The sequence below is a fragment of the Escherichia sp. WS2035 genome, from assembly GCF_046487065.1.
GTDB classification, from domain to species: domain Bacteria; phylum Pseudomonadota; class Gammaproteobacteria; order Enterobacterales; family Enterobacteriaceae; genus Escherichia; species Escherichia coli.
The window spans coordinates 220,995-245,038 of the sequence record NZ_JBJQKD010000003.1; the positions used below are offsets into that span (position 1 = coordinate 220,995).

The following is a 24,044-nucleotide window of genomic DNA, read 5'->3' on the forward strand; positions in this document are numbered from 1 at the left end:
CGGCTGAAGGACATCGGGTCAATCGCCCAACACCAACCTCATGAAATAAGTGTGGATACCGTCTTATGGAGCAAAACCCGCAGTCACAGCTGAAACTTCTTGTCACCCGTGGTAAGGAGCAAGGCTATCTGACCTATGCCGAGGTCAATGACCATCTGCCGGAAGATATCGTCGATTCAGATCAGATCGAAGACATCATCCAAATGATCAACGACATGGGCATTCAGGTGATGGAAGAAGCACCGGATGCCGATGATCTGATGCTGGCTGAAAACACCGCGGACGAAGATGCTGCCGAAGCCGCCGCGCAGGTGCTTTCCAGCGTGGAATCTGAAATCGGGCGCACGACTGACCCGGTACGCATGTACATGCGTGAAATGGGCACCGTTGAACTGTTGACCCGCGAAGGCGAAATTGACATCGCTAAGCGTATTGAAGACGGGATCAACCAGGTTCAATGCTCCGTTGCTGAATATCCGGAAGCGATCACCTATCTGCTGGAACAGTACGATCGTGTTGAAGCAGAAGAAGCGCGTCTGTCCGATCTGATCACCGGCTTTGTTGACCCGAACGCAGAAGAAGATCTGGCACCTACCGCCACTCACGTCGGTTCTGAGCTTTCCCAGGAAGATCTGGACGATGACGAAGATGAAGACGAAGAAGATGGTGACGACGATACCGCCGATGATGACAACAGCATCGACCCGGAACTGGCTCGCGAAAAATTTGCGGAACTGCGCGCTCAGTACATTGTAACGCGTGACACCATCAAAGCGAAAGGCCGCAGTCACGCTGCCGCTCAGGAAGAGATCCTGAAACTGTCTGAAGTATTCAAACAGTTCCGCCTGGTGCCGAAGCAGTTTGACTACCTGGTCAACAGCATGCGCGTCATGATGGACCGCGTTCGTACGCAAGAACGTCTGATCATGAAGCTCTGCGTTGAGCAGTGCAAAATGCCGAAGAAAAACTTCATTACCCTGTTTACCGGCAACGAAACCAGCGATACCTGGTTCAACGCGGCAATTGCGATGAACAAGCCGTGGTCGGAAAAACTGCATGATGTCTCTGAAGAAGTGCATCGCGCCCTGCAGAAACTGCAGCAGATTGAAGAAGAAACCGGCCTGACCATCGAGCAGGTTAAAGATATCAACCGTCGTATGTCCATCGGTGAAGCGAAAGCCCGCCGTGCGAAGAAAGAGATGGTTGAAGCGAACTTACGTCTGGTTATTTCTATCGCCAAGAAATACACCAACCGTGGCTTGCAGTTCCTTGACCTGATTCAGGAAGGTAACATCGGCCTGATGAAAGCGGTTGATAAATTCGAATACCGCCGTGGTTACAAGTTCTCCACCTACGCTACCTGGTGGATCCGTCAGGCGATCACCCGCTCTATCGCGGATCAGGCGCGCACCATCCGTATTCCGGTGCATATGATTGAGACTATCAACAAGCTCAACCGTATTTCTCGCCAGATGCTGCAAGAGATGGGCCGTGAACCAACGCCGGAAGAACTGGCTGAACGCATGCTGATGCCGGAAGACAAGATCCGCAAAGTGCTGAAGATCGCCAAAGAGCCAATCTCCATGGAAACGCCGATCGGTGATGATGAAGATTCGCATCTGGGGGATTTCATCGAGGATACCACCCTCGAGCTGCCGCTGGATTCTGCGACCACCGAAAGCCTGCGTGCGGCAACGCACGACGTGCTGGCTGGCCTGACCGCGCGTGAAGCGAAAGTTCTGCGTATGCGTTTCGGTATCGATATGAACACCGACCACACGCTGGAAGAAGTGGGTAAACAGTTCGACGTTACCCGCGAACGTATCCGTCAGATCGAAGCGAAGGCGCTGCGCAAACTGCGTCACCCGAGCCGTTCTGAAGTGCTGCGTAGCTTCCTGGACGATTAATCGGTAGGCCGGATCAGGTGTTACGCCGCACCCGGCACTAGTCCCTCCGCACAAACGCCACCTTTTCGGTGGCGTTTTTATCGCCCACGCACCACCAGCGCCTGGTCCAGCTCGCGATACGCTTCAACCAGTTTCTCCAGTGAAACGCGACTTAAACCGCTGGGATTTGGCAGCACCCAAATCTGCGTCGAACCAATGGTGAGCGTTTGTTTCCCCCACTGTGCACCGCGCTGGCTGAATCCCTGTTCATATGCTTGTTTGCCCAGAATCGCCAACGCCTGCGGCTGATAATCTTCAATTTTTTCAATCAGCTTACGCCCGCCTGCGTGTAGCTCCTGCTTTGAAACTTCATTGGCTTGCACCGTTGGACGGTCTACCAGTTTGGTGACGCCACAACGATAATCCAGCAGATGCTGTGCCTCCTGCGGCTTCAACTGACGGTCGGTAAACCCGGCCTGATATATCACCTTCCAGAAGCGATTTGCCGGATGAGCAAAGGGAAAACCAGTCCCGGCGGATGAAAGACCAGGGTTGATACCGCAAAACACGACCCGTAACCCTGGAGCCAAAATATCCTCAACCATATTTACTCCTTTCTAACATCACCAGGAAAAGTATAACGGATTGAAAATACATTGTTTATAAAAACAGCAGGCGCGCGGTAATGGCTGGATTGCGACACGGAGTTACTTTATAATCCGCTACCATGGCCCCTTAGCTCAGTGGTTAGAGCAGGCGACTCATAATCGCTTGGTCGCTGGTTCAAGTCCAGCAGGGGCCACCAGACATAGCAAAGGCTGACGAGAAATCGTCAGCCTTTTTCTTTTTATATATCCGTTACTTTGCGTGCCAGTAAGCCGCCGCACGTACCCGCTGTGGGTCATACTGTTCCGTTTCAAAGCGGCGGCTTAAATTCTTAACGACTTTGCCTTCGCCGGTTATCCAGATGAAGTAATCATCGGCAGGGATTTGCATCTGCGCCAGACGCGCATCTACCGCCTGCTCATCATGTGCCAGCCATTCGATATTAAAACCATCAAGGTGCGCGAGATAATCCTGACAGGCGTTATCCCGCACGCTAACCAGCGCACTAACTTGCGGTTTAACAGCAAGTTTGCTCAACGTTTCCAGGCGGCGGCGCAGTGCGGGCATTCCGGATTCATCGCAGACATACAGCTGATACGCGTAATCTTCCGGCACCACCAGCGAACCGCGCGGACCTGCCACCGTAAGTTTATCGCCCGGTTTCGCCTGCATCGCCCAGCCGCTGGCGACCCCACCGTCGTGAATAAAAAAATCAATCGCCAGTTCATGGCGTAGTTCGTCATACAGCGGCGTATAGTCACGCGACGGTGGGCGTGATCCTTCCGGCCAGACGATGCCCTCTTCCGTTACCGTTGGCGGCACAAAGTGAGCGTCAGGTTGAGGAAAGAAGAGTTTGCTGTGATCGTCAAAGCCGCGCGATGTAAAACCGTCCAGCGCCTCGCCGCCGAGGACAATGCGCTGAAAACCGGCGCTGATGCGCTCAACGCGTAGCACAGTCAGTTCACGGAAGCGCAGATCATTGCGAACGCGCTGTGGGTAGCGGGGGGTGTTATTCATTGTTATCGCCTTCGTGATGGTAATCAGATATATCTAAATAAATTCCACAAATGATAATGATTGTTAATCATGATAAATGCAAGTGATTTGTAGCACTGATATATCTGTAGTCTGATAAGACGCGCAACCTCTTATCAAGCATCATTGCTCAATGCCGGATGCGGCGTGAACGCCTTATCCGGCCTACATGTTGAGTAAACCTGCGTTTAAAAATCATTTTTGTACTTGCAGTAATGCTCATATCAGATATAAATTAGATATATCTAATTAAGCAAAAGGAGGCTGATATGAGCCATCATCACGAAGGGTGTTGTAAACATGAAGGCCAGCCACGCCATGAGGGCTGCTGCAAAGGTGAGAAGTCAGAACACGAGCACTGCGGACACGGTCACCAGCATGAACACGGTCAATGCTGCGGTGGTCGCCACGGTCGCGGCGGCGGTCGTCGGCAACGTTTCTTTGGTCACGGTGAATTGCGTCTGGTGATTCTGGATATTCTCTCGCGCGATGACAGCCACGGTTACGAGTTGATTAAAGCGATTGAAAATCTGACCCAGGGGAATTACACCCCAAGCCCGGGCGTCATCTACCCGACGCTGGATTTTCTGCAGGAGCAGTCGCTGATTACCATCCGCGAAGAGGAAGGTGGTAAGAAGCAGATTGCGCTGACCGAACAAGGCGCGCAGTGGCTGGAAGAAAACCGCGAACAGGTAGAGATGATTGAAGAACGCATCAAAGCGCGTTGCGTTGGCGCTGCGCTGCGCCAGAACCCGCAAATGAAGCGGGCGCTGGATAATTTTAAAGCGGTGCTGGATTTATGCGTCAACCAGAGCGATATCACTGATGCACAAATAAAAAAGATCATTGCGGTGATCGACCGCGCCGCTTTTGATATTACCCAACTGGATTAATCACCGATTGCCGGATGCGGCGTACCCTACACACCCCGTAGGCCTGATAAGATGCGCCAGCATCGCATCAGGCATTGTGCTCCAACCGCCGGATCCGGCATACCGATTAATGCAGCACCGTCACCGCGTCTTCCAGTCGGCTGGCGCGGTGTTTCACCATCGCCGACGCCTGCGCACTCTCTTCCACTAACTCGGCGTTTTTCTGGGTGATCAGGTTAAGCTCATCCACTGCACGGGTCAGGCTGGAAAGCCCATCGGCCTGTTCCAGCGTTGAATGGCTAATCTGAGCTATCAACTGGGTGACGTTTTTTACCTGCGCCACAATATCTTCCATCGTCCGTCCGGCGGCGTGTACCTGCTGCGAACCAGATTGCACCTTATCAGCACTGGCATCAATCAGCTTGCGAATATCGTTGGCAGCATTGGCGCTGCGGCTGGCTAAATGACGCACTTCCCCCGCCACCACTGCAAAACCTTTGCCCTGTTCGCCGGCACGCGCCGCTTCCACCGCCGCATTCAGGGCCAGAATATTGGTCTGAAACGCAATATCGTTAATCAGCGAAGTAATGGTGCCAATGCGCTGGGTACTGTCGGCAATATCGTCCATTGTCTTGATCACCGTAGTCATCGCCTCCCCGCCCTGCACTGCCGCATTACTGGCGGTGATAGAAAGTTTATCGGCAGCCGACGCCGTGGCAGAGTTCTGTTTCACCGACGCCGCCATTTGGTTCATGGTCGCCACCGTTTGCTGAACGTTATCAACTGTCTGCTGGGTATGTTCGTTCAGTTCATCGGTGCCTTTCGCCAGCGTCTCACTGCCGTTTCTGACACTGGACACCTGGCTTGAGACATCATTAATTAGCCAACGGCACATCAGGCCAAGCTGCCCTACCGCGCGTAATGTCAGCCCCAGCTCATCGCTGCGCTTCAGATGCTCAACACTATTACGTTCTCCGGTCGCCACTTTCAGTGCCTGGCTGGCGACATTTTCTATCGGACGTACAATTTGCCATTCAAAACAGGCATTTCCCAACAACATCACTAATGCACAGAAGATATACGTCACCACCGGGGCAGCAACAAACCAGAGCATGGCCGCCAGCACGATAAACATCAGGGTCATCACTCCACGCGCCCGCCAGCGAAGCGGTAATGAAGGCAGTTTACCCAGCCAGCCTTTACGCACCACCAGGCCTTTATGAATACGCTTACCGGTACGTCCGGCATTCAGCGCTTTGTACAGCGGCTCCACCGCCGCGATCTCTTCATCCGTCGCCCGGGTACGAATCGACATATAGCCACTGATTTTTCCCTCGCGCACCATCGGTACCGCATTGGCCCGCACCCAATAATGGTCGCCATTTTTGCGGCGATTTTTCACGATGCCGCTCCAGGGTTCCCCTTTTTTCAGGGTGAACCACATATCCGCAAACGCCGCTTTTGGCATATCCGGGTGACGCACCATGTTGTGCGGTTGCCCCTGTAACTCCTGCAAGGTATAGCCGCTCACCTGCACAAAAGTGTCATTAGCATGAGTGATATAGCTTTGCAGATCGGTAGTGGACATCAGAGTGGTGTCGTCCGCCAGCGGGGTATTTTGCTGGGTGACATACGGATGAGAAGACATGTTCGCGTCCTGTGCAGGTTATATGGTTGTTAACTTCTTGTCAGAGTTTATGTCGGCCCCGCTGCGGTTATCTTTAACCAATTAATTTGATTTAGATCGCAATTTGCGATTAAAGCACAAATCTAATTCCTTGATTTAAAATACTTTCACTCTGTTACTATACGAAAACGTTAATTATCTTGCCCAAAAATCAGGCAATTATTGCCCTGAAAGCGTGCATTTGCGCAGCAATCATCAAATCCATACCCGACAAAAACCGTGCAAAATAACAGCAAATGTTAGCAAATAGCATTAAATATTGCGCAAATGATAACCACATTTGTGTTTATCCCGATTTTCGCGATCGCAGCCGGAGTGGCGCAATCCCTGCAATACTTAAATCGGTATCATGTGATACGCGAGCCTCCGGAGCATATTTTGAACAGGTTACCTTCGAGCGCATCAGCTTTAGCGTGCAGCGCCCACGCCCTGAATCTCATTGAAAAGCGAACGTTGGATCATGAGGAGATGAAAGCACTTAACCGGGAGGTGATTGAATACTTCAAAGAGCATGTCAATCCGGGGTTTTTAGAGTATCGCAAATCTGTTACCGCCGGCGGGGATTACGGAGCCGTAGAGTGGCAAGCGGGAGGTTTAAATACGCTTGTCGACACCCAGGGACAGGAGTTTATCGACTGCCTGGGAGGTTTTGGAATTTTCAACGTGGGGCACCGTAATCCAGTTGTGGTTTCCGCCGTACAGAATCAACTTGCGAAACAACCGCTTCACAGCCAGGAGCTGCTTGATCCGTTACGGGCGATGCTGGCGAAAACCCTTGCGGCGCTAACGCCCGGTAAACTGAAATACAGCTTCTTCTGTAATAGCGGCACCGAATCCGTTGAAGCGGCGCTGAAGCTGGCGAAGGCTTATCAGTCACCGCGCGGCAAGTTTACTTTTATTGCCACCAGCGGCGCGTTCCACGGTAAATCACTTGGCGCGCTGTCGGCCACGGCGAAATCGACCTTCCGCAAACCGTTTATGCCACTGCTGCCAGGGTTTCGTCATGTACCGTTTGGCAATATCGAAGCCATGCGCACGGCTCTTAACGAGTGCAAAAAAACCGGTGATGATGTTGCTGCGGTGATCCTCGAACCGATTCAGGGCGAAGGTGGCGTAATTCTGCCGCCGCCAGGCTATCTCACCGCCGTGCGTAAGCTGTGCGATGAGTTCGGCGCACTGATGATCCTCGATGAAGTACAAACGGGCATGGGGCGCACGGGCAAGATGTTCGCCTGCGAGCATGAGAACGTACAGCCGGATATCCTTTGTCTGGCAAAAGCGCTCGGCGGCGGCGTGATGCCGATTGGCGCAACCATCGCCACTGAAGAGGTGTTCTCAGTCCTGTTCGACAATCCGTTCCTGCACACTACCACCTTTGGCGGCAACCCGCTGGCCTGTGCGGCGGCGCTGGCGACCATCAATGTGTTGCTGGAGCAGAACTTACCGGCTCAGGCTGAACAAAAAGGCGATATGTTGCTGGACGGTTTCCGTCAACTGGCGCGGGAATATCCCGATCTGGTACAGGAAGCGCGTGGTAAAGGGATGTTGATGGCGATTGAGTTTGTTGATAACGAAATCGGCTATAACTTTGCCAGCGAGATGTTCCGCCAGCGCGTACTGGTGGCCGGAACACTCAACAACGCTAAAACGATCCGCATTGAACCGCCACTGACACTGACCATTGAACAGTGTGAACTGGTGATCAAAGCGGCGCGTAAGGCGCTGGCGGCCATGCGAGTCAGTGTCGAAGAAGCGTAATATCAAATCGGATGGCGATACGACGTCGCCATCCGATCTTTTTATACGATACGTACGCCCGCAGGCATCATCCGCTCCGGCGTTAACAGCACGCTTTCACTGCCGTCATCGGTTTCCGCACACAACAGCATGCATTCCGACGTTTCACCGCGCATTTTCGCTTTTTGCAGATTGCATAAGACCACCACTGTTTTTCCCATCAGCTCTTCTTCGCTGTAGTACGGCACCAGACTGGTCACGGTTTGCAGCGTTTTTTCCCCCACATCAACCTGTACGATGTACAGCTTGTCGGCGTTTTCATGGCGTTTCACTTCCACAATCTTTCCGACGCGCATTTCCAGACGTGCAAAATCAGCGTAAGCCACGGTTTCCATTGTTTCCTCCCTTCAAGTAAAATTTTACTAAACTATAGCAAAAGTTTTTCTCAATCCTGTAGGCTAAAAATGGAGAATGCAGGCGTGATCACATTCGTGAGCCGCTGTGTTACCGTCACAGCGTCAAAGAAACGCGCTTTATTTACTGAAAACAGGTGACCCGATAAGCACTTCCTCTACAATGGGGGCGCACATCAGGGAAAGTAAAAAAGGTAAACATGGCAACACTAAAAGACATCGCAATCGAAGCTGGCGTATCCCTGGCGACAGTATCCAGGGTCTTGAATGACGATCCGACATTGAATGTGAAAGAAGAGACGAAACATCGCATTCTCGAGATCGCCGAAAAGCTGGAGTACAAGACCAGTAGCGCCCGTAAACTCCAGACAGGCGCAGTCAACCAACACCATATTCTGGCTATCTACAGCTACCAACAGGAGTTGGAGATCAACGATCCTTACTATCTGGCGATCCGCCACGGCATTGAAACTCAGTGCGAAAAGCTGGCGATCGAACTGACCAACTGTTATGAACACAACGGCTTACCAGACATTAAAAACGTCACCGGTATTTTAATTGTCGGCAAACCCACGTCCGCCCTGCGCGCCGCCGCCTGTGCGTTGACCGACAATATCTGTTTTATCGACTTTCACGAACCCGGCAGCGGTTACGATGCGGTGGATATCGATCTGGCACGTATCAGTAAAGAAATCATCGATTTCTATATCAATCAGGGCGTTAATCGTATTGGTTTTATTGGCGGTGAAGACTTACCCGGCAAGGCGGATATTCGTGAGGTCGCCTTTGCGGAATATGGTCGTCTGAAACACGTGGTACGCGAAGAGGATATCTGGCGCGGCGGTTTTTCCAGTTCGTCGGGCTATGAACTGGCAAAACAGATGCTGGCGCGGGAAGACTATCCGAAGGCACTGTTTGTTGCTTCCGATTCCATTGCTATCGGCGTACTGCGGGCAATTCATGAACGTGGCCTGAACATCCCACAGGATATTTCGCTTATCAGCGTTAACGATATCCCCACCGCGCGATTTACCTTTCCGCCGCTCTCCACCGTGCGCATCCATTCCGAGATGATGGGAAGTCAGGGCGTTAACCTGGTGTATGAAAAAGCCCGCGATGGTCGCGCGCTGCCGCTGTTGGTCTTCGTTCCCAGCAAATTAAAACTGCGCGGCACGACCCGTTAAATCCCCTTACACACTGTCCGGCAATCGTTTTTGCCGGACAGTGCTGCCGTTTATTTTCGTGATCCAGTTAAAGTAAATGCATTTACCTGCTATTTTTTAGTAAAAATTTTACTAAACTCCCCAGCAATTACACAAACTACCATCACCATAAATGGTTCCGATTTCTCTCTACCGGGAGGCCCTATGAATCGCTGGGAAAACATTCAGCTCACCCACGAAAACCGACTTGCGCCGCGTGCGTACTTTTTTTCATATGATTCTGTTGCGCAAGCGCGTACCTTTGCCCGCGAAACCAGCAGCCTGTTTCTGTCCTTAAGCGGTCAGTGGAATTTCCACTTTTTTGACCATCCGCTGCAAGTACCAGAAGCCTTCACCTCTGAGTTAATGGCTGACTGGGGGCATATTACCGTCCCCGCCATGTGGCAAATGGAAGGTCACGGCAAACTGCAATATACCGACGAAGGTTTTCCGTTCCCCATCGATGTGCCGTTTGTCCCCAGCGATAACCCAACCGGTGCCTATCAACGTATTTTCACCCTCAGCGACGGCTGGCAGGGTAAACAGACGCTGATTAAATTTGACGGCGTCGAAACCTATTTTGAAGTCTACGTTAACGGTCAGTATGTGGGGTTCAGCAAAGGCAGTCGCCTGACCGCAGAGTTTGACATCAGCGCGATGGTTAAAACCGGCGACAACCTGTTGTGTGTGCGCGTGATGCAATGGGCGGACTCTACCTACGTGGAAGACCAGGATATGTGGTGGTCGGCGGGGATCTTCCGCGATGTTTATCTGATCGGAAAACAACTCACGCACATTAACGATTTCACCGTGCGCACCGACTTTGACGAAGCCTATTGCGATGCCACACTTTCCTGCGAAGTGGTGCTGGAAAATCTCGCCGCCTCCCCTGTCGTCACGACGCTGGAATATACCCTGTTTGATGGCGAACGCGTGGTGCACAGCAGCGCCATTGATCATTTGGCAATTGAAAAACTGACCAGCGCCCGCTTTGATTTTACTGTCGAACAGCCGCAGCAATGGTCAGCAGAATCCCCTTATCTTTACCATCTGGTCATGACGCTGAAAGACGCCGACGGCAACGTTCTGGAAGTGGTGCCACAACGCGTTGGCTTCCGTGATATCAAAGTGCGCGACGGTCTGTTCTGGATCAATAACCGTTATGTGATGCTGCACGGCGTCAACCGTCACGACAACGATCATCGCAAAGGCCGCGCCGTTGGAATGGATCGCGTCGAGAAAGATCTCCAGTTGATGAAGCAGCACAACATCAACTCCGTGCGTACCGCTCACTACCCGAACGATCCGCGTTTTTACGAACTGTGTGATATCTACGGCCTGTTTGTGATGGCGGAAACCGACGTCGAATCGCACGGCTTTGCTAATGTCGGCGATATCAGCCGTATTACCGACGATCCGCAGTGGGAAAACGTCTACGTCGAGCGCATTGTTCGCCATATTCACGCGCAGAAAAACCATCCGTCGATCATCATCTGGTCGCTGGGCAATGAATCCGGCTATGGCTGTAACATCCGCGCGATGTACCATGCGGCTAAGGCGCTGGATGACACGCGACTGGTGCACTACGAAGAAGATCGCGATGCTGAAGTGGTCGATATTATTTCCACCATGTACACCCGCGTGCCGCTGATGAATGAGTTTGGTGAATACCCGCATCCGAAGCCGCGCATCATCTGTGAATATGCTCATGCGATGGGGAACGGACCGGGCGGGCTGACGGAGTACCAGAACGTCTTCTATAAGCACGATTGCATTCAGGGACATTATGTCTGGGAATGGTGCGACCACGGGATCCAGGCGCAGGATGACAACGGCAATGTCTGGTATAAATTCGGCGGCGACTACGGCGACTATCCCAACAACTATAACTTCTGTCTTGATGGTTTGATCTATTCCGATCAGACGCCTGGGCCGGGCCTGAAAGAGTACAAACAGGTTATCGCGCCGGTAAAAATCCACGCGTTGGATCTGACTCGCGGCGAGTTGAAAGTCGAAAATAAACTGTGGTTTACCACGCTGGATGACTACACCCTGCACGCAGAGGTGCGCGCCGAAGGTGAAACGCTCGCGACGCAGCAGATTAAACTGTGCGACGTTGCACCGAACAGCGAAGCCCCCTTGCAGATCACGCTGCCGCAACTGGACGCTCGTGAAGCGTTTCTCAACATTACGGTGACCAAAGATTCCCGCACCCGCTACAGCGAAGCCGGACACCCTATCGCTACTTATCAGTTCCCGCTGAAGGAAAATACCGCGCAGCCTGTACCTTTCGCGCCAAATAATGCGCGTCCGCTGACGCTGGAAGACGATCGTTTGAGCTGCACCGTTCGCGGCTACAACTTCGCAATCACCTTCTCAAAAATGAGTGGCAAACCGACATCCTGGCAGGTGAATGGCGAGTCGCTGCTGACCCGCGAGCCAAAGATCAACTTCTTCAAGCCAATGATCGACAACCACAAGCAGGAGTACGAAGGGCTGTGGCAGCCGAATCATTTGCAGATCATGCAGGAACATCTGCGCGACTTTGCCGTAGAACAGAGCGATGGTGAAGTGTTGATCATCAGCCGCACGGTTATTGCCCCACCGGTGTTTGACTTCGGGATGCGCTGCACCTACATCTGGCGCATCGCTGCCGATGGCCAGGTTAACGTGGCGCTTTCCGGCGAGCGTTACGGCGACTATCCGCACATCATTCCGTGCATCGGTTTCACCATGGGGATTAACGGCGAATACGATCAGGTGGCGTATTACGGTCGTGGACCGGGCGAAAACTACGCCGACAGCCAGCAGGCTAACATCATCGATATCTGGCGCAGCACCGTCGATGCCATGTTCGAGAACTATCCCTTCCCACAGAACAACGGCAACCGTCAGCATGTCCGCTGGACGGCACTGACTAACCGCCACGGCAATGGTCTGCTGGTTGTTCCGCAGCGCCCAATTAACTTCAGTGCCTGGCACTACACCCAGGAAAACATCCACGCAGCCCAGCACTGTAACGAGCTGCAGCGCAGTGATGACATCACCCTGAATCTCGACCACCAGTTGCCTGGCCTCGGCTCCAACTCCTGGGGCAGCGAGGTGCTGGACTCCTGGCGCGTCTGGTTCCGTGACTTCAGCTACGGCTTTACGTTGCTGCCGGTTTCTGGCGGAGAAGCTACCGCGCAAAGCCAGGCGTCGTATGAGTTCGGCGCAGGGTTCTTTTCCACGAATTTGCACAGCGAGAATAAGCAATGAGGATCATCGATAACTTAGAACAGTTCCGCCAGATTTACGCCTCTGGCAAGAAGTGGCAACGCTGCGTTGAAGCGATTGAAAATATCGACAACATTCAGCCTGGCGTCGCCCACTCCATCGGTGACTCATTGACTTACCGCGTGGAGACGGACTCCGCGACCGATGCGCTATTTACCGGGCATCGACGCTATTTTGAAGTGCATTACTACCTGCAAGGGCAGCAAAAAATTGAATATGCGCCGAAAGAGACATTACAGGTAGTGGAATATTATCGTGATGAAACTGACCGCGAATATTTAAAAGGCTGCGGAGAAACCGTAGAGGTCCACGAAGGGCAAATCGTTATTTGCGATATCCATGAAGCGTATCGGTTTATCTGCAATAACGCGGTCAAAAAAGTGGTTCTCAAAGTCACCATCGAAGATGGTTATTTCCATAACAAATAAAAACTACGGCGGCAAAAGGAGTTTGCCGCCACCGCTACCCTACTCATTTTCGGAGATGTGTTATGTCTGATACCAAACGTAATACAATCGGCAAATTCGGCTTGCTCTCGCTGACTTTTGCCGCCGTTTACAGCTTTAACAACGTTATCAATAATAATATTGAGCTTGGACTGGCCTCGGCACCGATGTTTTTCCTCGCAACAATTTTTTATTTTATTCCCTTCTGTCTGATCATCGCAGAATTTGTTTCGTTAAATAAAAACTCGGAAGCCGGTGTCTACGCGTGGGTAAAAAGTTCGCTGGGCGGACGTTGGGCATTTATTACTGCCTATACCTACTGGTTCGTAAACCTGTTCTTTTTCACCTCATTATTGCCGCGCGTTATTGCTTACGCCTCGTATGCATTCCTCGGCTACGAATATATTATGACGCCGGTTGCCACCACCATTATCAGTATGGTGCTGTTCGCCTTTTCCACCTGGGTTTCTACCAACGGGGCGAAAATGCTGGGGCCAATTACCTCCGTCACTTCAACGCTGATGCTGCTGTTAACGCTCTCCTACATTTTACTGGCAGGTACGGCACTGGTTGGCGGCGTACAGCCTGCTGACCCCATCACTGTTGACGCGATGATCCCAAACTTTAACTGGGCGTTCCTCGGCGTTACCACCTGGATCTTTATGGCTGCAGGTGGCGCGGAGTCCGTCGCGGTGTACGTTAACGACGTCAAAGGCGGTTCGAAATCGTTCGTTAAAGTGATCATCCTCGCCGGGATTTTTATTGGCGTACTGTACTCCGTCTCCTCGGTACTGATTAACGTCTTCGTCAGCAGCAAAGAGTTGAAGTTTACCGGCGGATCGGTACAGGTATTCCACGGCATGGCGGCGTATTTTGGTCTACCGGAAGCACTGATGAATCGCTTTGTCGGTCTGGTGTCCTTTACCGCGATGTTCGGTTCCCTGCTGATGTGGACGGCAACGCCGGTGAAAATTTTCTTCTCCGAAATTCCGGAAGGCATCTTTGGTAAGAAAACCGTCGAACTGAACGAAAACGGCGTTCCGGCGCGCGCAGCGTGGATCCAGTTCCTGATCGTCATCCCGCTGATGATTATCCCGATGCTCGGTTCCAATACCGTGCAGGATCTGATGAATACTATTATTAATATGACTGCTGCAGCGTCCATGCTTCCGCCGTTATTCATCATGCTGGCTTACCTGAATTTACGCGCCAAATTAGATCACCTGCCACGCGATTTCCGTATGGGCTCCCGCCGCACCGGTATTATCGTTGTTTCAATGCTGATTGCGATATTTGCAGTAGGGTTTGTCGCTTCGACATTCCCGACTGGCGCGAATATTCTGACCATCATTTTTTATAACGTCGGCGGTATTGTTATCTTCCTCGGCTTTGCGTGGTGGAAATACAGTAAATATATAAAGGGATTAACGGCTGAAGAGCGCCATATTGAAGCGACGCCAGCCAGCAATGTTGATTAAGCAGAATAATAAAAAATGAGCAGGCATTTTCCCTCTTCCTGGATGGGGAGAGGGAAAATAGTTTCTGCCTTTATATTTTTATAATTACAACGATAAAAGGCTGTACTTTTTCTTTAGCTCATGGATTAACACAATGAAATTAATCACTGCACCATGCAGAGCATTACTTGCCCTGCCTTTTTGCTACGCTTTTTCTGCACTTGGCGAAGAAGCACGTCCGGCAGAACATGACGACACAAAAACCCCCGAAATGATCTCGACATCTTCTCCTTCATTTCGTTTTTACGGCGAATTAGGGGTTGGTGGGTATATGGATTTAGAGGGTGAGAATAAACATAAATACAGCGACGGCACCTATATTGAAGGTGGCCTGGAGATGAAGTACGACTCCTGGTTCGGCCTGATTTACGGCGAAGGCTGGACCGTGCAGGCCGACCACGACGGTAATGCCTGGGTGCCTGACCATAGCTGGGGTGGTTTCGAAGGTGGGATTAACCGTTTCTATGGCGGTTATCGTACCAATGATGGCACCGAAATCATGCTCAGTCTGCGTCAGGATTCCTCGCTGGATGACCTGCAATGGTGGGGCGATTTCACGCCCGATCTGGGCTACGTCATTCCCAATACCCGCGACATTATGACTGCGCTGAAGGTACAGAACTTAAGCGGCAACTTTCGTTATAGCGTTACCGCCACACCTGCCGGACATCATGACGAAAGCAAAGCCTGGCTACATTTTGGCAAGTACGATCGCTACGACGACAAATACACCTATCCGGCAATGATGAACGGTTACATCCAGTATGACCTTGCAGAAGGTATCACCTGGATGAACGGTCTGGAAATCACCGACGGCACAGGCCAACTCTATCTCACGGGCCTGCTTACCCCTAACTTTGCCGCTCGCGCCTGGCACCATACCGGACGCGCCGACGGGCTGGACGTACCGGGAAGTGAAAGTGGGATGATGGTGAGCGCCATGTATGAAGCGTTAAAGGGCGTTTATCTCTCCACCGCTTACACCTACGCCAAACATCGCCCTGACCACGCTGACGATGAAACCACCTCTTTCATGCAGTTTGGTATCTGGTACGAATACGGCGGCGGACGTTTCGCAACGGCTTTTGATAGCCGCTTCTACATGAAAAATGCCTCTCACGATCCCAGCGACCAACTCTTCCTGATGCAATATTTTTACTGGTAATAAGGACAGTAATCTCATGAAAATCAAAACTATTTTAACACCAGTAGCCTGTGCTCTGCTGATGAGCTTTTCCGCCCATGCCGCTAACGCTGACAATTATAAAAACGTGATTAACCGTACTGGCGCGCCGCAGTACATGAAGGATTACGATTACGACGATCACCAGCGTTTTAATCCGTTTTTCGATCTCGGAGCCTGGCATGGTCATCTGTTGCCAGACGGCCCGAACACTATGGGCGGCTTTCCAGGCGTTGCGTTGTTGACGGAAGAGTACATCAACTTTATGGCCAGCAATTTCGACCGCCTGACCGTCTGGCAGGACGGCAAGAAAGTCGATTTCACGCTGGAGGCATACAGTATTCCCGGCGCGCTGGTGCAAAAGTTGATATCGAAAGATGTACAGGTCGAAATGATTCTGCGCTTCGCCACGCCGCGCACATCACTACTGGAAACCAAAATCACCAGCGATAAACCGCTGGATCTGGTGTGGGATGGCGAACTGCTGGAAAAACTGGAAGCGAAAGAAGGGAAACCGCTTTCCGATAAAACCATTGCTGGCGAGTACCCTGACTATCAGCGCAAAATCAGCGCCACCCGCGATGGCCTGAAAGTTACCTTTGGCAAAGTGCGCGCCACCTGGGATCTGCTGACCTCCGGTGAATCAGAATATCAGGTGCATAAATCATTACCGATGCAGACTGAAATCAACGGCAATCGCTTTACCAGTAAGGCGCATATCAACGGATCGACGACGCTCTATACCACCTATTCCCATCTGCTGACCGCTCAGGAAGTTAGCAAAGAGCAAATGCAGATCCGCGATATTCTGGCGCGTCCGGCGTTTTATCTCACCGCCTCGCAGCAACGTTGGGAAGAATACCTGAAGAAAGGATTAACCAATCCGGATGCGACGCCGGAACAGACGCGCGTCGCGGTGAAAGCCATCGAAACGCTCAACGGTAACTGGCGATCGCCGGGCGGTGCGGTGAAATATAACACCGTCACGCCGTCGGTGACCGGGCGCTGGTTCTCCGGCAACCAGACCTGGCCGTGGGATACCTGGAAGCAGGCGTTTGCGATGGCGCATTTCAATCCGGACATCGCCAAAGAGAATATCCGCGCGGTCTTCTCCTGGCAGATCCAGCCAGGCGACCGCGTGCGTCCGCAGGATGTGGGCTTTGTCCCCGACCTGATAGCGTGGAACCTTAGCCCCGAGCGTGGCGGCGATGGCGGCAACTGGAACGAACGTAATACCAAACCCAGCCTTGCCGCCTGGTCAGTAATGGAAGTGTATAACGTCACCCAGGATAAGGCCTGGTTGGCAGAGATGTACCCGAAGCTGGTGGCCTATCACGACTGGTGGTTACGTAACCGCGATCACAACGGCAACGGCGTGCCGGAATATGGCGCGACCCGCGACAAAGCCCACAACACCGAGAGCGGCGAGATGCTGTTTACGGTGAAAAAAGGCGACAAAGAGGAGACGCAGTCTGGGCTGAACAACTACGCCCGTGTGGTGGAGAAAGGCCAGTACGACAGTCTGGAAATTCCGGCACAGGTTGCTGCGTCGTGGGAATCAGGTCGTGATGACGCCGCCGTTTTCGGGTTTATCGACAAAGAACAGCTGGATAAATATGTCGCTAACGGCGGCAAACGTAGCGACTGGACGGTGAAATTCGCCGAAAACCGCAGTCAGGACGGAACGTTGCTGGGCTACTCGCTATTGCAGGAGTCGGTGGATCAGGCCAGCTATATGTACAGCGATAACCATTATCTGGCGGAGATGGCGACGATTCTCGGTAAGCCGGAAGAGGCCAAACGCTATCGTCAGTTAGCACAACAGCTCGCGGACTACATCAACACTTGTATGTTCGACCCGACTACACAGTTCTACTATGACGTGCGTATTGAAGATAAACCGCTGGCGAACGGCTGCGCGGGCAAACCGATTATTGAGCGCGGTAAAGGGCCGGAAGGCTGGTCGCCGCTGTTTAACGGTGAGGCAACGCAGGCCAATGCCGACGCGGTGGTGAAGGTGATGCTGGATCCGAAAGAATTCAACACCTTTGTCCCGCTGGGAACGGCGGCGTTAACCAATCCGGCTTTTGGCGCGGATATCTACTGGCGCGGGCGCGTATGGGTGGATCAGTTCTGGTTTGGTCTGAAAGGGATGGAGCGTTACGGTTATCGTGATGATGCCCTGAAGCTGGCGGATACGTTCTTCCGGCACGCCAAAGGATTAACCGCCGATGGCCCAATTCAGGAGAATTACAACCCGCTCACTGGCTCGCAACAAGGCGCACCAAATTTCTCCTGGAGTGCCGCGCATTTGTATATGTTGTATAACGATTTTTTCCGTAAGCAGTAATTTGCAACGGCTGGCGGATGCGGCGTGAACGCCTTATCCGCCCTACATGTGCAATCCCCCAGGCCGGATAAAACGCGGCAAGCGTCGCATCCGGCGTTACCACCGGGCGTATTCTTTTTGAATCCCATCACAAACCCCGCACTCCCCTTTTCCCTTTTCTCCGGCGACGGCTAAATTAGAACTCATCCGACCACATAACAATTATTTTACATACTGGACAATTTTATGAGCTACCCGTCGCTGTTCGCCCCGCTGGATTTAGGTTTTACCACGTTAAAAAACCGCGTGTTGATGGGCTCAATGCACACCGGGCTGGAGGAGTACCCGGACGGCGCTGAACGGCTGGCAGCGTTTTATGCCGAACGCGCCCGTCACGGCGTGGCGTTGATTGTCAGCGGCGGTATCGCACCAGATTTAACAGGCGTTGGCATGGAAGGCGGTGCAATGCTCAATGACGCCAACCAGATCCCACACCATCGCACCATTACCGAAGCCGTACATCAGGAAGGCGGCAAAATCGCCCTGCAAATTTTGCATACCGGGCGCTACAGCTACCAACCGCATCTGGTCGCTCCCTCCGCATTGCAGGCCCCCATCAACCGTTTCGTTCCTCACGAACTCACCCATGAAGAGATCCTGCAACTGATCGACGATTTCGCCCACTGCGCGCAATTGGCACGGGAGGCAGGATACGACGGTGTAGAGGTGATGGGGTCCGAAGGGTATTTGATCAACGAATTTCTGACGCTGCGCACCAATCAGCGTAGTGACCAGTGGGGCGGCGATTACCGCAACCGGATGCGGTTTGCCGTAGAAGTAGTGCGTGCGGTGCGCGAACGTGTCGGCAACGACTTCATTATTATCTACCGTTTGTCGATGCTCGACCTGGTCGAAGGCGGCGGTACTTTTGCCGAAATGGTAGAGCTGGCGCAGGCCATTGAAGCGGCGGGCGCGACCATTATCAACACCGGCATTGGCTGGCATGAAGCGCGGATTCCGACCATCGCCACGCCCGTGCCGCGCGGCGCCTTTAGCTGGGTCACGCGCAAACTGAAAGGGCACGTTTCGCTGCCACTGGTGACCACCAACCGGATTAACGATCCGCAGGTTGCCGACGACATTCTCTCGCGCGGTGATGCGGACATGGTATCGATGGCGCGACCGTTTCTCGCTGATGCGGAGCTGCTATCAAAAGCGCAATCGGGACGAGCCGATGAGATCAACACTTGTATTGGCTGCAACCAGGCCTGTCTCGATCAGATCTTCGTTGGCAAAGTCACCTCGTGCCTGGTGAATCCTCGCGCCTGCCACGAAACCAAAATGCCAATCCTTCCTGCCGTGCAGAAAAAAAATCTGGCGGTGGTCGGTGCGGGACCTGCTGGGCTGGCGTTTGCCATTAACGCGGCGGCGCGTGGGCATCAGGTAACATTGTTTGATGCGCACAGCGAGATCGGCGGGCAGTTTAATATCGCCAAACAGATCCCCGGCAAAGAGGAGTTTTACGAAACGCTGCGCTATTACCGCCGGATGATCGAAGTGACGGGTGTAACGCTAAAACTCAATCACACCGTGACGGCGGATCAGTTACAGGCGTTCGATGAAACGATCCTCGCCAGTGGGATCGTGCCGCGCGTTCCGCCTATCGACGGGATCGATCATCCGAAGGTACTGAGTTATCTCGATGTACTGCGCGACAAAGCGCCGGTGGGCAACAAAGTTGCCATCATCGGTTGTGGCGGAATTGGTTTTGATACGGCGATGTATTTAAGTCAGCCGGGCGAATCCACCAGCCAGAATATCGCCGGGTTCTGTAATGAGTGGGGAATCGACAGTAGCCTGCAACAGGCCGGAGGTTTGAGTCCGCAAGGCATGCAAATCCCCCGTAGCCCACGGCAGATTGTGATGCTCCAGCGCAAAGCCAGCAAACCAGGACAAGGGTTAGGCAAAACCACCGGCTGGATCCATCGCACCACCCTGCTCTCACGCGGCGTGAAAATGATCCCAGGCGTAAGTTACCAGAAGATCGACGATGACGGGCTGCATGTAGTGATCAACGGCGAAACGCAGGTACTAGCAGTGGACAATGTGGTGATCTGCGCGGGGCAAGAGCCAAACCGCGCATTGGCGCAACCGCTGATTGATAGTGGGAAAACTGTGCATTTAATTGGCGGCTGCGATGTAGCTATGGAGCTGGACGCACGGCGGGCAATTGCCCAGGGAACACGGCTGGCGCTGGAGATTTAAATCGTTGTTTGAAGCGCCGGATGCGACGCATCCGGCACGTCGCGTTAATCAATAAACAAGGCGGGAGAAATACCGAATCGCGTTGCCAGTTTTTTAGCGTGTTCCAGCGTTAATTTCCTTTTCCCGCTCAAAACGCGTGACACCATCGATTTACTGCCTATTTCCGGAAGATCGGAAAGGGTTAAACCATATTGATCCATAAGGGTACGAATCACGGCTATACCGCCAGGCATGGCTTGAGCCATGGCATTAAATTCCACAAATTCGGGCGCTGATTCTTCCCACGCGGTTATTTTGGCACACACCAGATCCAGTAAGGGGTTTTCAGGATCGTTGAGCAGCAGATGATCTACCAGTTCCAGCGCCTGGGTGTATTGTTCCTCGTTCTGAATACCCGCCAGAAAAGGTGCCACAGCAGTTAGCTTTTCTCCTGCTTGCAAGATGTCGGCAATCGCAATCATTTTTTCCCCTTAGTACGATGAACGGCGGTAAAGAAATCGTATTCTTTATGCGTCATAACTTCACGTATGTAGCACTTTTGCGATTCAAAAAAGACCATTGCTACAACACGTAATTCATTGCCCCCGACATTGAAAACATAATGCTTATCCAGATATTTGAAGTTATCCAGAGAAGGGAATACTGCTTTTAATGACTCAGGTTTTTTGAAATATCCCTTAGCAATCGTGTTCCCCAGAGCCACCAACTCCGTTTTATGTTGCGGGTATTTTTCCGCAGCATCTTTCAATGCTTTTTGAGTTATCAGGTGCATTCTTCATCACGTCCGTTGACAAATTGGCAATATGATAACATCCGTTGACAGATTGGCAACGAATGAATTTATCTGTGTGACGGAAGAATAAACGTAGAAAAACGCTAAACAAGAGAATGTAGAGGATGGTGACAGGAATTTTTTGTTTTATGGAAGCGCGATTCCAGAACTGGGCAGACATTGCCGGATGCGACGCTTGCCGCGTCTTATCCGACCTGGGGGTAATGTGCTGAACGTATGCCGGATAAGGCGTTTACGCCGCATCCGGCAGGTAACCCCCAATCTTACCGACGACGCCCCAGCTTCACTGCTTTCAGCACCACAAATTTATTATTCGTGGCGATGGTGGTGCAGTTGCCGAAAATTTTCTTCAGTTTATGGAAGTAATCCAAGTGACGGTTGGCAACGATATACAGCTCGCCGTTGATTTTCAGGCAGCGGCGGGCGTGGTGGAACATCTCCCAGGCGACGTTATCGGTCAGCGCATGTTGCTGATGAAACGGCGGGTTGCAGAGCACAGCATTAAAACGGAAAGGCTCCACGCCGGAAAGCGCGTTGTTGATCATAAACTCGCAGCGATCCAGTGCCTCGGGCATGTTGGTTTCAACGTTCAAACGGCTGGAAGCAACCGCCATCGGTGATTCATCGACAAACACCACTTTCGCCTGCGGGTTTTTATCGAGCAATGTCAGGCCAATAACGCCATTACCGCAACCGAGATCGACAATCTCACCTTCGAGATTCTCTGGCAGATGTTGCATAAAGAAGCGCGCGCCAATATCCAGCCCGGTGCGGGAGAAGACATTCGCATGGTTGTGGATAGTCCAGTCAGTACCTTCCAGCTTCCAGCTAACGGTCTGCGGCGCATCGGCCAACGGCGGTTCGTTGAAGGTGCAGTTAATCAGGCGCGCTTTCTTCCATGCCAGCGTGGTGGTGGTCGGGCCGAGCACTTTTTCGAACAATTCCAGCGTGGAAGTGTGAATGTCACGGGCTTTGGCACCAGCAATAATGCGCGTATCTGGCGTGACCACTTTGCGCAGCGCGCGCAGTTGTTGTTCCAGCAATGCCAGTGTTTTCGGCACTTTGATCAGCACCACACCCGGCTGTTGCGGGTAGTCGGCGGTGCTGTCGAGAAACTTCACGCTCGACTCATCAATCCCGTTGAGGCGTAAATTCTCGCGCGTGGCCAGTTCACTGATGTATGAGTCGCCAATGCTGTACGGCTTATGTTCCGCCAGCACACAGCTTAACGCACCAAAAGCATCATTCAGGATCAACACCGGGCCGCGGATTTCTGTGTCGTCCAACTGTTGCAGCAAATACTCATCCGCCGCTTCCCACGCCTGTAGCGGGTTAACGTCATCCGTCGCCGGAAAACGTTGTAGTGTCAGTGAACGGAAACCGTTGTCTAAGTGGCTCATCGGCCCTCCTGAATGATAAAATTTCGACGTTGCCCCTGAAAAGGGTGCGTGAGTATACCCTTTTTCTCTTTTTCGTGGGCGGTTATGAGCAATCTTACTTATCTTCAGGGTTATCCCGAGCAGCTACTTTCCCAGGTGCGAACGCTGATTAACGAACAGCGTCTGGGCGATGTGCTGGCAAAACGTTATCCGGGAACACACGACTACGCCACCGATAAAGCCCTCTGGCAATATACTCAGGATCTTAAAAATCAGTTTCTGCGCAATGCCCCGCCGATCAATAAAGTGATGTATGACAATAAGATCCACGTGCTGAAAAACGCGCTCGGGTTACATACTGCCGTTTCGCGTGTGCAGGGCGGCAAGCTGAAAGCAAAAGCAGAGATCCGCGTCGCTACCGTGTTTCGCAACGCGCCGGAACCGTTTTTGCGCATGATCGTGGTGCACGAGCTGGCGCACCTGAAGGAGAAAGAGCATAACAAAGCGTTTTACCAGTTGTGCTGTCATATGGAACCGCAGTACCACCAGCTTGAGTTCGACACCCGGCTGTGGCTAACGCAGTTGTCGCTTGGGCAGGACAAAATCTGAAAATGATGTCAGGCGTTATTTTTTCCTCCTTTAGCGCCTAAAATCGACCTCCTCCCTTTCGTTAAGGATAACGACCATGCTGCGCGCATTTGCCCGCCTTCTTCTTCGTATTTGTTTTTCTCGCCGGACTCTTAAAATTGGCTGTTTATTGTTGCTTATAGCAGGAGCGACCATTTTTATTGCCGATCGCGTTATGGTCAACGCCAGCAAGCAGCTGACCTGGAGTGATGTCAACGCCGTTCCGGCGCGGAACGTGGGTTTATTGCTGGGGGCGAGGCCGGGTAATCGCTACTTTACCCGACGTATTGATAGCGCCGCAGAGTTGTACCACGCCGGAAAAGTGAAATGGCTATTGGTGAGCGGCGATAATGGACGTAAAAATTACGATGAAGCGTCAGGAATGCAGCAAGCCTTGATCGCTAAAGGCGTACCGGCAAAAGCCATCTTCTGCGACTATGCCGGATTCTCAACGCTTGATTCGGTGGTGCGTGCCAACAAGGTGTTTAGTGAAAACCATATCACCATTATCTCGCAAGAATTTCATAACCAACGCGCCATCTGGCTGGCAAAACAGTATGGTATCGATGCTATCGGTTTTAACGCGCCAGACCTGAATATGAAGCACGGTTTATATACTCAACTGCGGGAAAAACTTGCCAGAGTCAGCGCGGTGATTGATGCGAAAATCCTCCATCGCCAGCCGAAATATCTCGGGCCGTTGGTTATGATTGGGCCGTTTAGTGAGCATGGCTGTCCGGCAAAAGAATAATGCGTATCTGCGCACGTCGAAGATAAAAAAGGCGTGCTAC

The 24,044-nt window shown here is 52.3% G+C and carries 19 protein-coding genes and 1 tRNA gene; 13 read left to right on the forward strand and 7 right to left on the reverse strand.

Annotated elements, in window-relative coordinates:
- Positions 1 to 65: 65 nt before the first annotated feature.
- Positions 66 to 1,907, forward strand: a complete 1,842-nt coding sequence (gene rpoD, locus ACJHX4_RS07955; protein WP_000437380.1) for an RNA polymerase sigma factor RpoD — start codon at positions 66 to 68, stop codon at positions 1,905 to 1,907.
- A gap of 77 nt (positions 1,908 to 1,984) precedes the next feature.
- On the opposite strand, the gene mug is transcribed toward rpoD, so the two are convergent.
- Complete coding sequence (mug, locus tag ACJHX4_RS07960) at positions 1,985 to 2,491, reverse strand: G/U mismatch-specific DNA glycosylase (RefSeq protein ID WP_000228937.1); 507 nt, start codon at positions 2,489 to 2,491, stop codon at positions 1,985 to 1,987.
- 124 nt (positions 2,492 to 2,615) lie between these two features.
- On the opposite strand from mug, the gene ACJHX4_RS07965 reads away from it, so the two are divergent.
- Positions 2,616 to 2,691, forward strand: a tRNA-Ile gene (locus ACJHX4_RS07965).
- A gap of 53 nt (positions 2,692 to 2,744) precedes the next feature.
- Here ACJHX4_RS07965 and nfeF read toward each other — a convergent pair.
- Entirely contained in the window at positions 2,745 to 3,509 is a 765-nt protein-coding gene (gene nfeF / locus ACJHX4_RS07970) for an NADPH-dependent ferric chelate reductase NfeF (RefSeq protein ID WP_001066500.1), read from the reverse strand.
- A 287-nt stretch (positions 3,510 to 3,796) separates the two neighbouring features.
- Between nfeF and nfeR the strand changes: the two genes are divergently transcribed.
- A complete protein-coding gene (nfeR, locus tag ACJHX4_RS07975; RefSeq protein WP_000017999.1) occupies positions 3,797 to 4,420 on the forward strand; it encodes a DNA-binding transcriptional regulator NfeR in 624 nt (207 codons plus the stop codon).
- Positions 4,421 to 4,526: 106 nt separating this feature from the next.
- Here nfeR and aer read toward each other — a convergent pair whose 3' ends face one another.
- Positions 4,527 to 6,047: an aerotaxis sensor receptor Aer gene (aer, locus tag ACJHX4_RS07980; protein WP_000094714.1), complete on the reverse strand. Its 1,521-nt coding sequence runs from the start codon at positions 6,045 to 6,047 to the stop codon at positions 4,527 to 4,529.
- A gap of 417 nt (positions 6,048 to 6,464) precedes the next feature.
- On the opposite strand from aer, the gene ygjG reads away from it, so the two are divergent.
- Entirely contained in the window at positions 6,465 to 7,844 is a 1,380-nt protein-coding gene (gene ygjG, locus ACJHX4_RS07985) for a putrescine aminotransferase (protein WP_001297164.1), read from the forward strand.
- A 41-nt stretch (positions 7,845 to 7,885) separates the two neighbouring features.
- Here ygjG and ACJHX4_RS07990 read toward each other — a convergent pair whose 3' ends face one another.
- Positions 7,886 to 8,218, reverse strand: coding sequence for a tRNA-binding protein (locus ACJHX4_RS07990; protein WP_000450588.1), 333 nt, complete (start codon positions 8,216 to 8,218; stop codon positions 7,886 to 7,888).
- Between the two features lie 218 nt (positions 8,219 to 8,436).
- Here ACJHX4_RS07990 and ebgR point away from each other — a divergent pair, with 218 nt between their 5' ends.
- The 7 genes from ebgR to fadH all read left to right on the forward strand — a co-directional run bounded on the left by ebgR (position 8,437) and on the right by fadH (position 20,454).
- On the forward strand, positions 8,437 to 9,420 hold the full coding sequence (gene ebgR / locus ACJHX4_RS07995) for a transcriptional regulator EbgR (RefSeq protein WP_000212450.1): 984 nt from the start codon (positions 8,437 to 8,439) through the stop codon (positions 9,418 to 9,420).
- A 183-nt stretch (positions 9,421 to 9,603) separates the two neighbouring features.
- The gene (ebgA, locus tag ACJHX4_RS08000; protein WP_001082927.1) at positions 9,604 to 12,696 is read left to right on the forward strand and encodes a beta-galactosidase subunit alpha; all 3,093 of its coding nucleotides are present in this window, start codon (positions 9,604 to 9,606) and stop codon (positions 12,694 to 12,696) included.
- Positions 12,693 to 13,142, forward strand: a complete 450-nt coding sequence (locus ACJHX4_RS08005; RefSeq protein ID WP_001219954.1) for a beta-galactosidase subunit beta — start codon at positions 12,693 to 12,695, stop codon at positions 13,140 to 13,142. Before ebgA ends, ACJHX4_RS08005 begins: the two co-directional genes overlap by 4 nt.
- Positions 13,143 to 13,204: 62 nt before the next feature.
- Entirely contained in the window at positions 13,205 to 14,638 is a 1,434-nt protein-coding gene (locus ACJHX4_RS08010; protein ID WP_001285446.1) for an amino acid permease, read from the forward strand.
- Between the two features lie 133 nt (positions 14,639 to 14,771).
- Complete coding sequence (gene ygjJ / locus ACJHX4_RS08015; protein ID WP_000767671.1) at positions 14,772 to 15,842, forward strand: protein YgjJ; 1,071 nt, start codon at positions 14,772 to 14,774, stop codon at positions 15,840 to 15,842.
- 16 nt (positions 15,843 to 15,858) lie between these two features.
- Positions 15,859 to 18,210: an alpha-glucosidase gene (ygjK, locus tag ACJHX4_RS08020; protein ID WP_001531994.1), complete on the forward strand. Its 2,352-nt coding sequence runs from the start codon at positions 15,859 to 15,861 to the stop codon at positions 18,208 to 18,210.
- Positions 18,211 to 18,435: 225 nt separating this feature from the next.
- Complete coding sequence (fadH, locus tag ACJHX4_RS08025) at positions 18,436 to 20,454, forward strand: NADPH-dependent 2,4-dienoyl-CoA reductase (protein ID WP_000121413.1); 2,019 nt, start codon at positions 18,436 to 18,438, stop codon at positions 20,452 to 20,454.
- Positions 20,455 to 20,498: 44 nt separating this feature from the next.
- Here fadH and higA read toward each other — a convergent pair whose 3' ends face one another.
- The 3 genes from higA to rlmG all read right to left on the reverse strand — a co-directional run bounded on the left by higA (position 20,499) and on the right by rlmG (position 22,647).
- Entirely contained in the window at positions 20,499 to 20,915 is a 417-nt protein-coding gene (gene higA / locus ACJHX4_RS08030) for a type II toxin-antitoxin system antitoxin HigA (RefSeq protein WP_000560269.1), read from the reverse strand.
- A complete protein-coding gene (gene higB / locus ACJHX4_RS08035; protein ID WP_000550189.1) occupies positions 20,912 to 21,226 on the reverse strand; it encodes a type II toxin-antitoxin system toxin HigB in 315 nt (104 codons plus the stop codon). The genes higA and higB overlap by 4 nt, the downstream gene beginning before the upstream one ends.
- 284 nt (positions 21,227 to 21,510) lie before the next feature.
- On the reverse strand, positions 21,511 to 22,647 hold the full coding sequence (gene rlmG / locus ACJHX4_RS08040) for a 23S rRNA (guanine(1835)-N(2))-methyltransferase RlmG (RefSeq protein ID WP_000018703.1): 1,137 nt from the start codon (positions 22,645 to 22,647) through the stop codon (positions 21,511 to 21,513).
- Between the two features lie 84 nt (positions 22,648 to 22,731).
- On the opposite strand from rlmG, the gene ACJHX4_RS08045 reads away from it, so the two are divergent.
- Positions 22,732 to 23,235: a M48 family metallopeptidase gene (locus tag ACJHX4_RS08045; RefSeq protein ID WP_001295542.1), complete on the forward strand. Its 504-nt coding sequence runs from the start codon at positions 22,732 to 22,734 to the stop codon at positions 23,233 to 23,235.
- Between the two features lie 76 nt (positions 23,236 to 23,311).
- On the forward strand, positions 23,312 to 24,004 hold the full coding sequence (locus ACJHX4_RS08050) for a vancomycin high temperature exclusion protein (RefSeq protein ID WP_000942551.1): 693 nt from the start codon (positions 23,312 to 23,314) through the stop codon (positions 24,002 to 24,004).
- Positions 24,005 to 24,044 lie beyond the last annotated feature (40 nt).

What these genes read in the sequence shown, in the direction of transcription:
- higB (WP_000550189.1), bottom strand. Translation starts at nt 21,226, where the DNA reads ATGCACCTGATAACTCAAAAAGCATTGAAAGATGCTGCGGAAAAATAC.
- aer (WP_000094714.1), bottom strand. Translation starts at nt 6,047, where the DNA reads ATGTCTTCTCATCCGTATGTCACCCAGCAAAATACCCCGCTGGCGGAC.
- nfeF (WP_001066500.1), bottom strand. Translation starts at nt 3,509, where the DNA reads ATGAATAACACCCCCCGCTACCCACAGCGCGTTCGCAATGATCTGCGC.
- higA (WP_000560269.1), bottom strand. Translation starts at nt 20,915, where the DNA reads ATGATTGCGATTGCCGACATCTTGCAAGCAGGAGAAAAGCTAACTGCT.
- ebgR (WP_000212450.1), top strand. Translation starts at nt 8,437, where the DNA reads ATGGCAACACTAAAAGACATCGCAATCGAAGCTGGCGTATCCCTGGCG.
- rpoD (WP_000437380.1), top strand. Translation starts at nt 66, where the DNA reads ATGGAGCAAAACCCGCAGTCACAGCTGAAACTTCTTGTCACCCGTGGT.
- ygjJ (WP_000767671.1), top strand. Translation starts at nt 14,772, where the DNA reads ATGAAATTAATCACTGCACCATGCAGAGCATTACTTGCCCTGCCTTTT.
- ACJHX4_RS08010 (WP_001285446.1), top strand. Translation starts at nt 13,205, where the DNA reads ATGTCTGATACCAAACGTAATACAATCGGCAAATTCGGCTTGCTCTCG.
- mug (WP_000228937.1), bottom strand. Translation starts at nt 2,491, where the DNA reads ATGGTTGAGGATATTTTGGCTCCAGGGTTACGGGTCGTGTTTTGCGGT.
- ygjK (WP_001531994.1), top strand. Translation starts at nt 15,859, where the DNA reads ATGAAAATCAAAACTATTTTAACACCAGTAGCCTGTGCTCTGCTGATG.
- ACJHX4_RS07990 (WP_000450588.1), bottom strand. Translation starts at nt 8,218, where the DNA reads ATGGAAACCGTGGCTTACGCTGATTTTGCACGTCTGGAAATGCGCGTC.
- rlmG (WP_000018703.1), bottom strand. Translation starts at nt 22,647, where the DNA reads ATGAGCCACTTAGACAACGGTTTCCGTTCACTGACACTACAACGTTTT.
- ACJHX4_RS08050 (WP_000942551.1), top strand. Translation starts at nt 23,312, where the DNA reads ATGCTGCGCGCATTTGCCCGCCTTCTTCTTCGTATTTGTTTTTCTCGC.
- nfeR (WP_000017999.1), top strand. Translation starts at nt 3,797, where the DNA reads ATGAGCCATCATCACGAAGGGTGTTGTAAACATGAAGGCCAGCCACGC.
- ACJHX4_RS08045 (WP_001295542.1), top strand. Translation starts at nt 22,732, where the DNA reads ATGAGCAATCTTACTTATCTTCAGGGTTATCCCGAGCAGCTACTTTCC.
- ebgA (WP_001082927.1), top strand. Translation starts at nt 9,604, where the DNA reads ATGAATCGCTGGGAAAACATTCAGCTCACCCACGAAAACCGACTTGCG.
- fadH (WP_000121413.1), top strand. Translation starts at nt 18,436, where the DNA reads ATGAGCTACCCGTCGCTGTTCGCCCCGCTGGATTTAGGTTTTACCACG.
- ACJHX4_RS08005 (WP_001219954.1), top strand. Translation starts at nt 12,693, where the DNA reads ATGAGGATCATCGATAACTTAGAACAGTTCCGCCAGATTTACGCCTCT.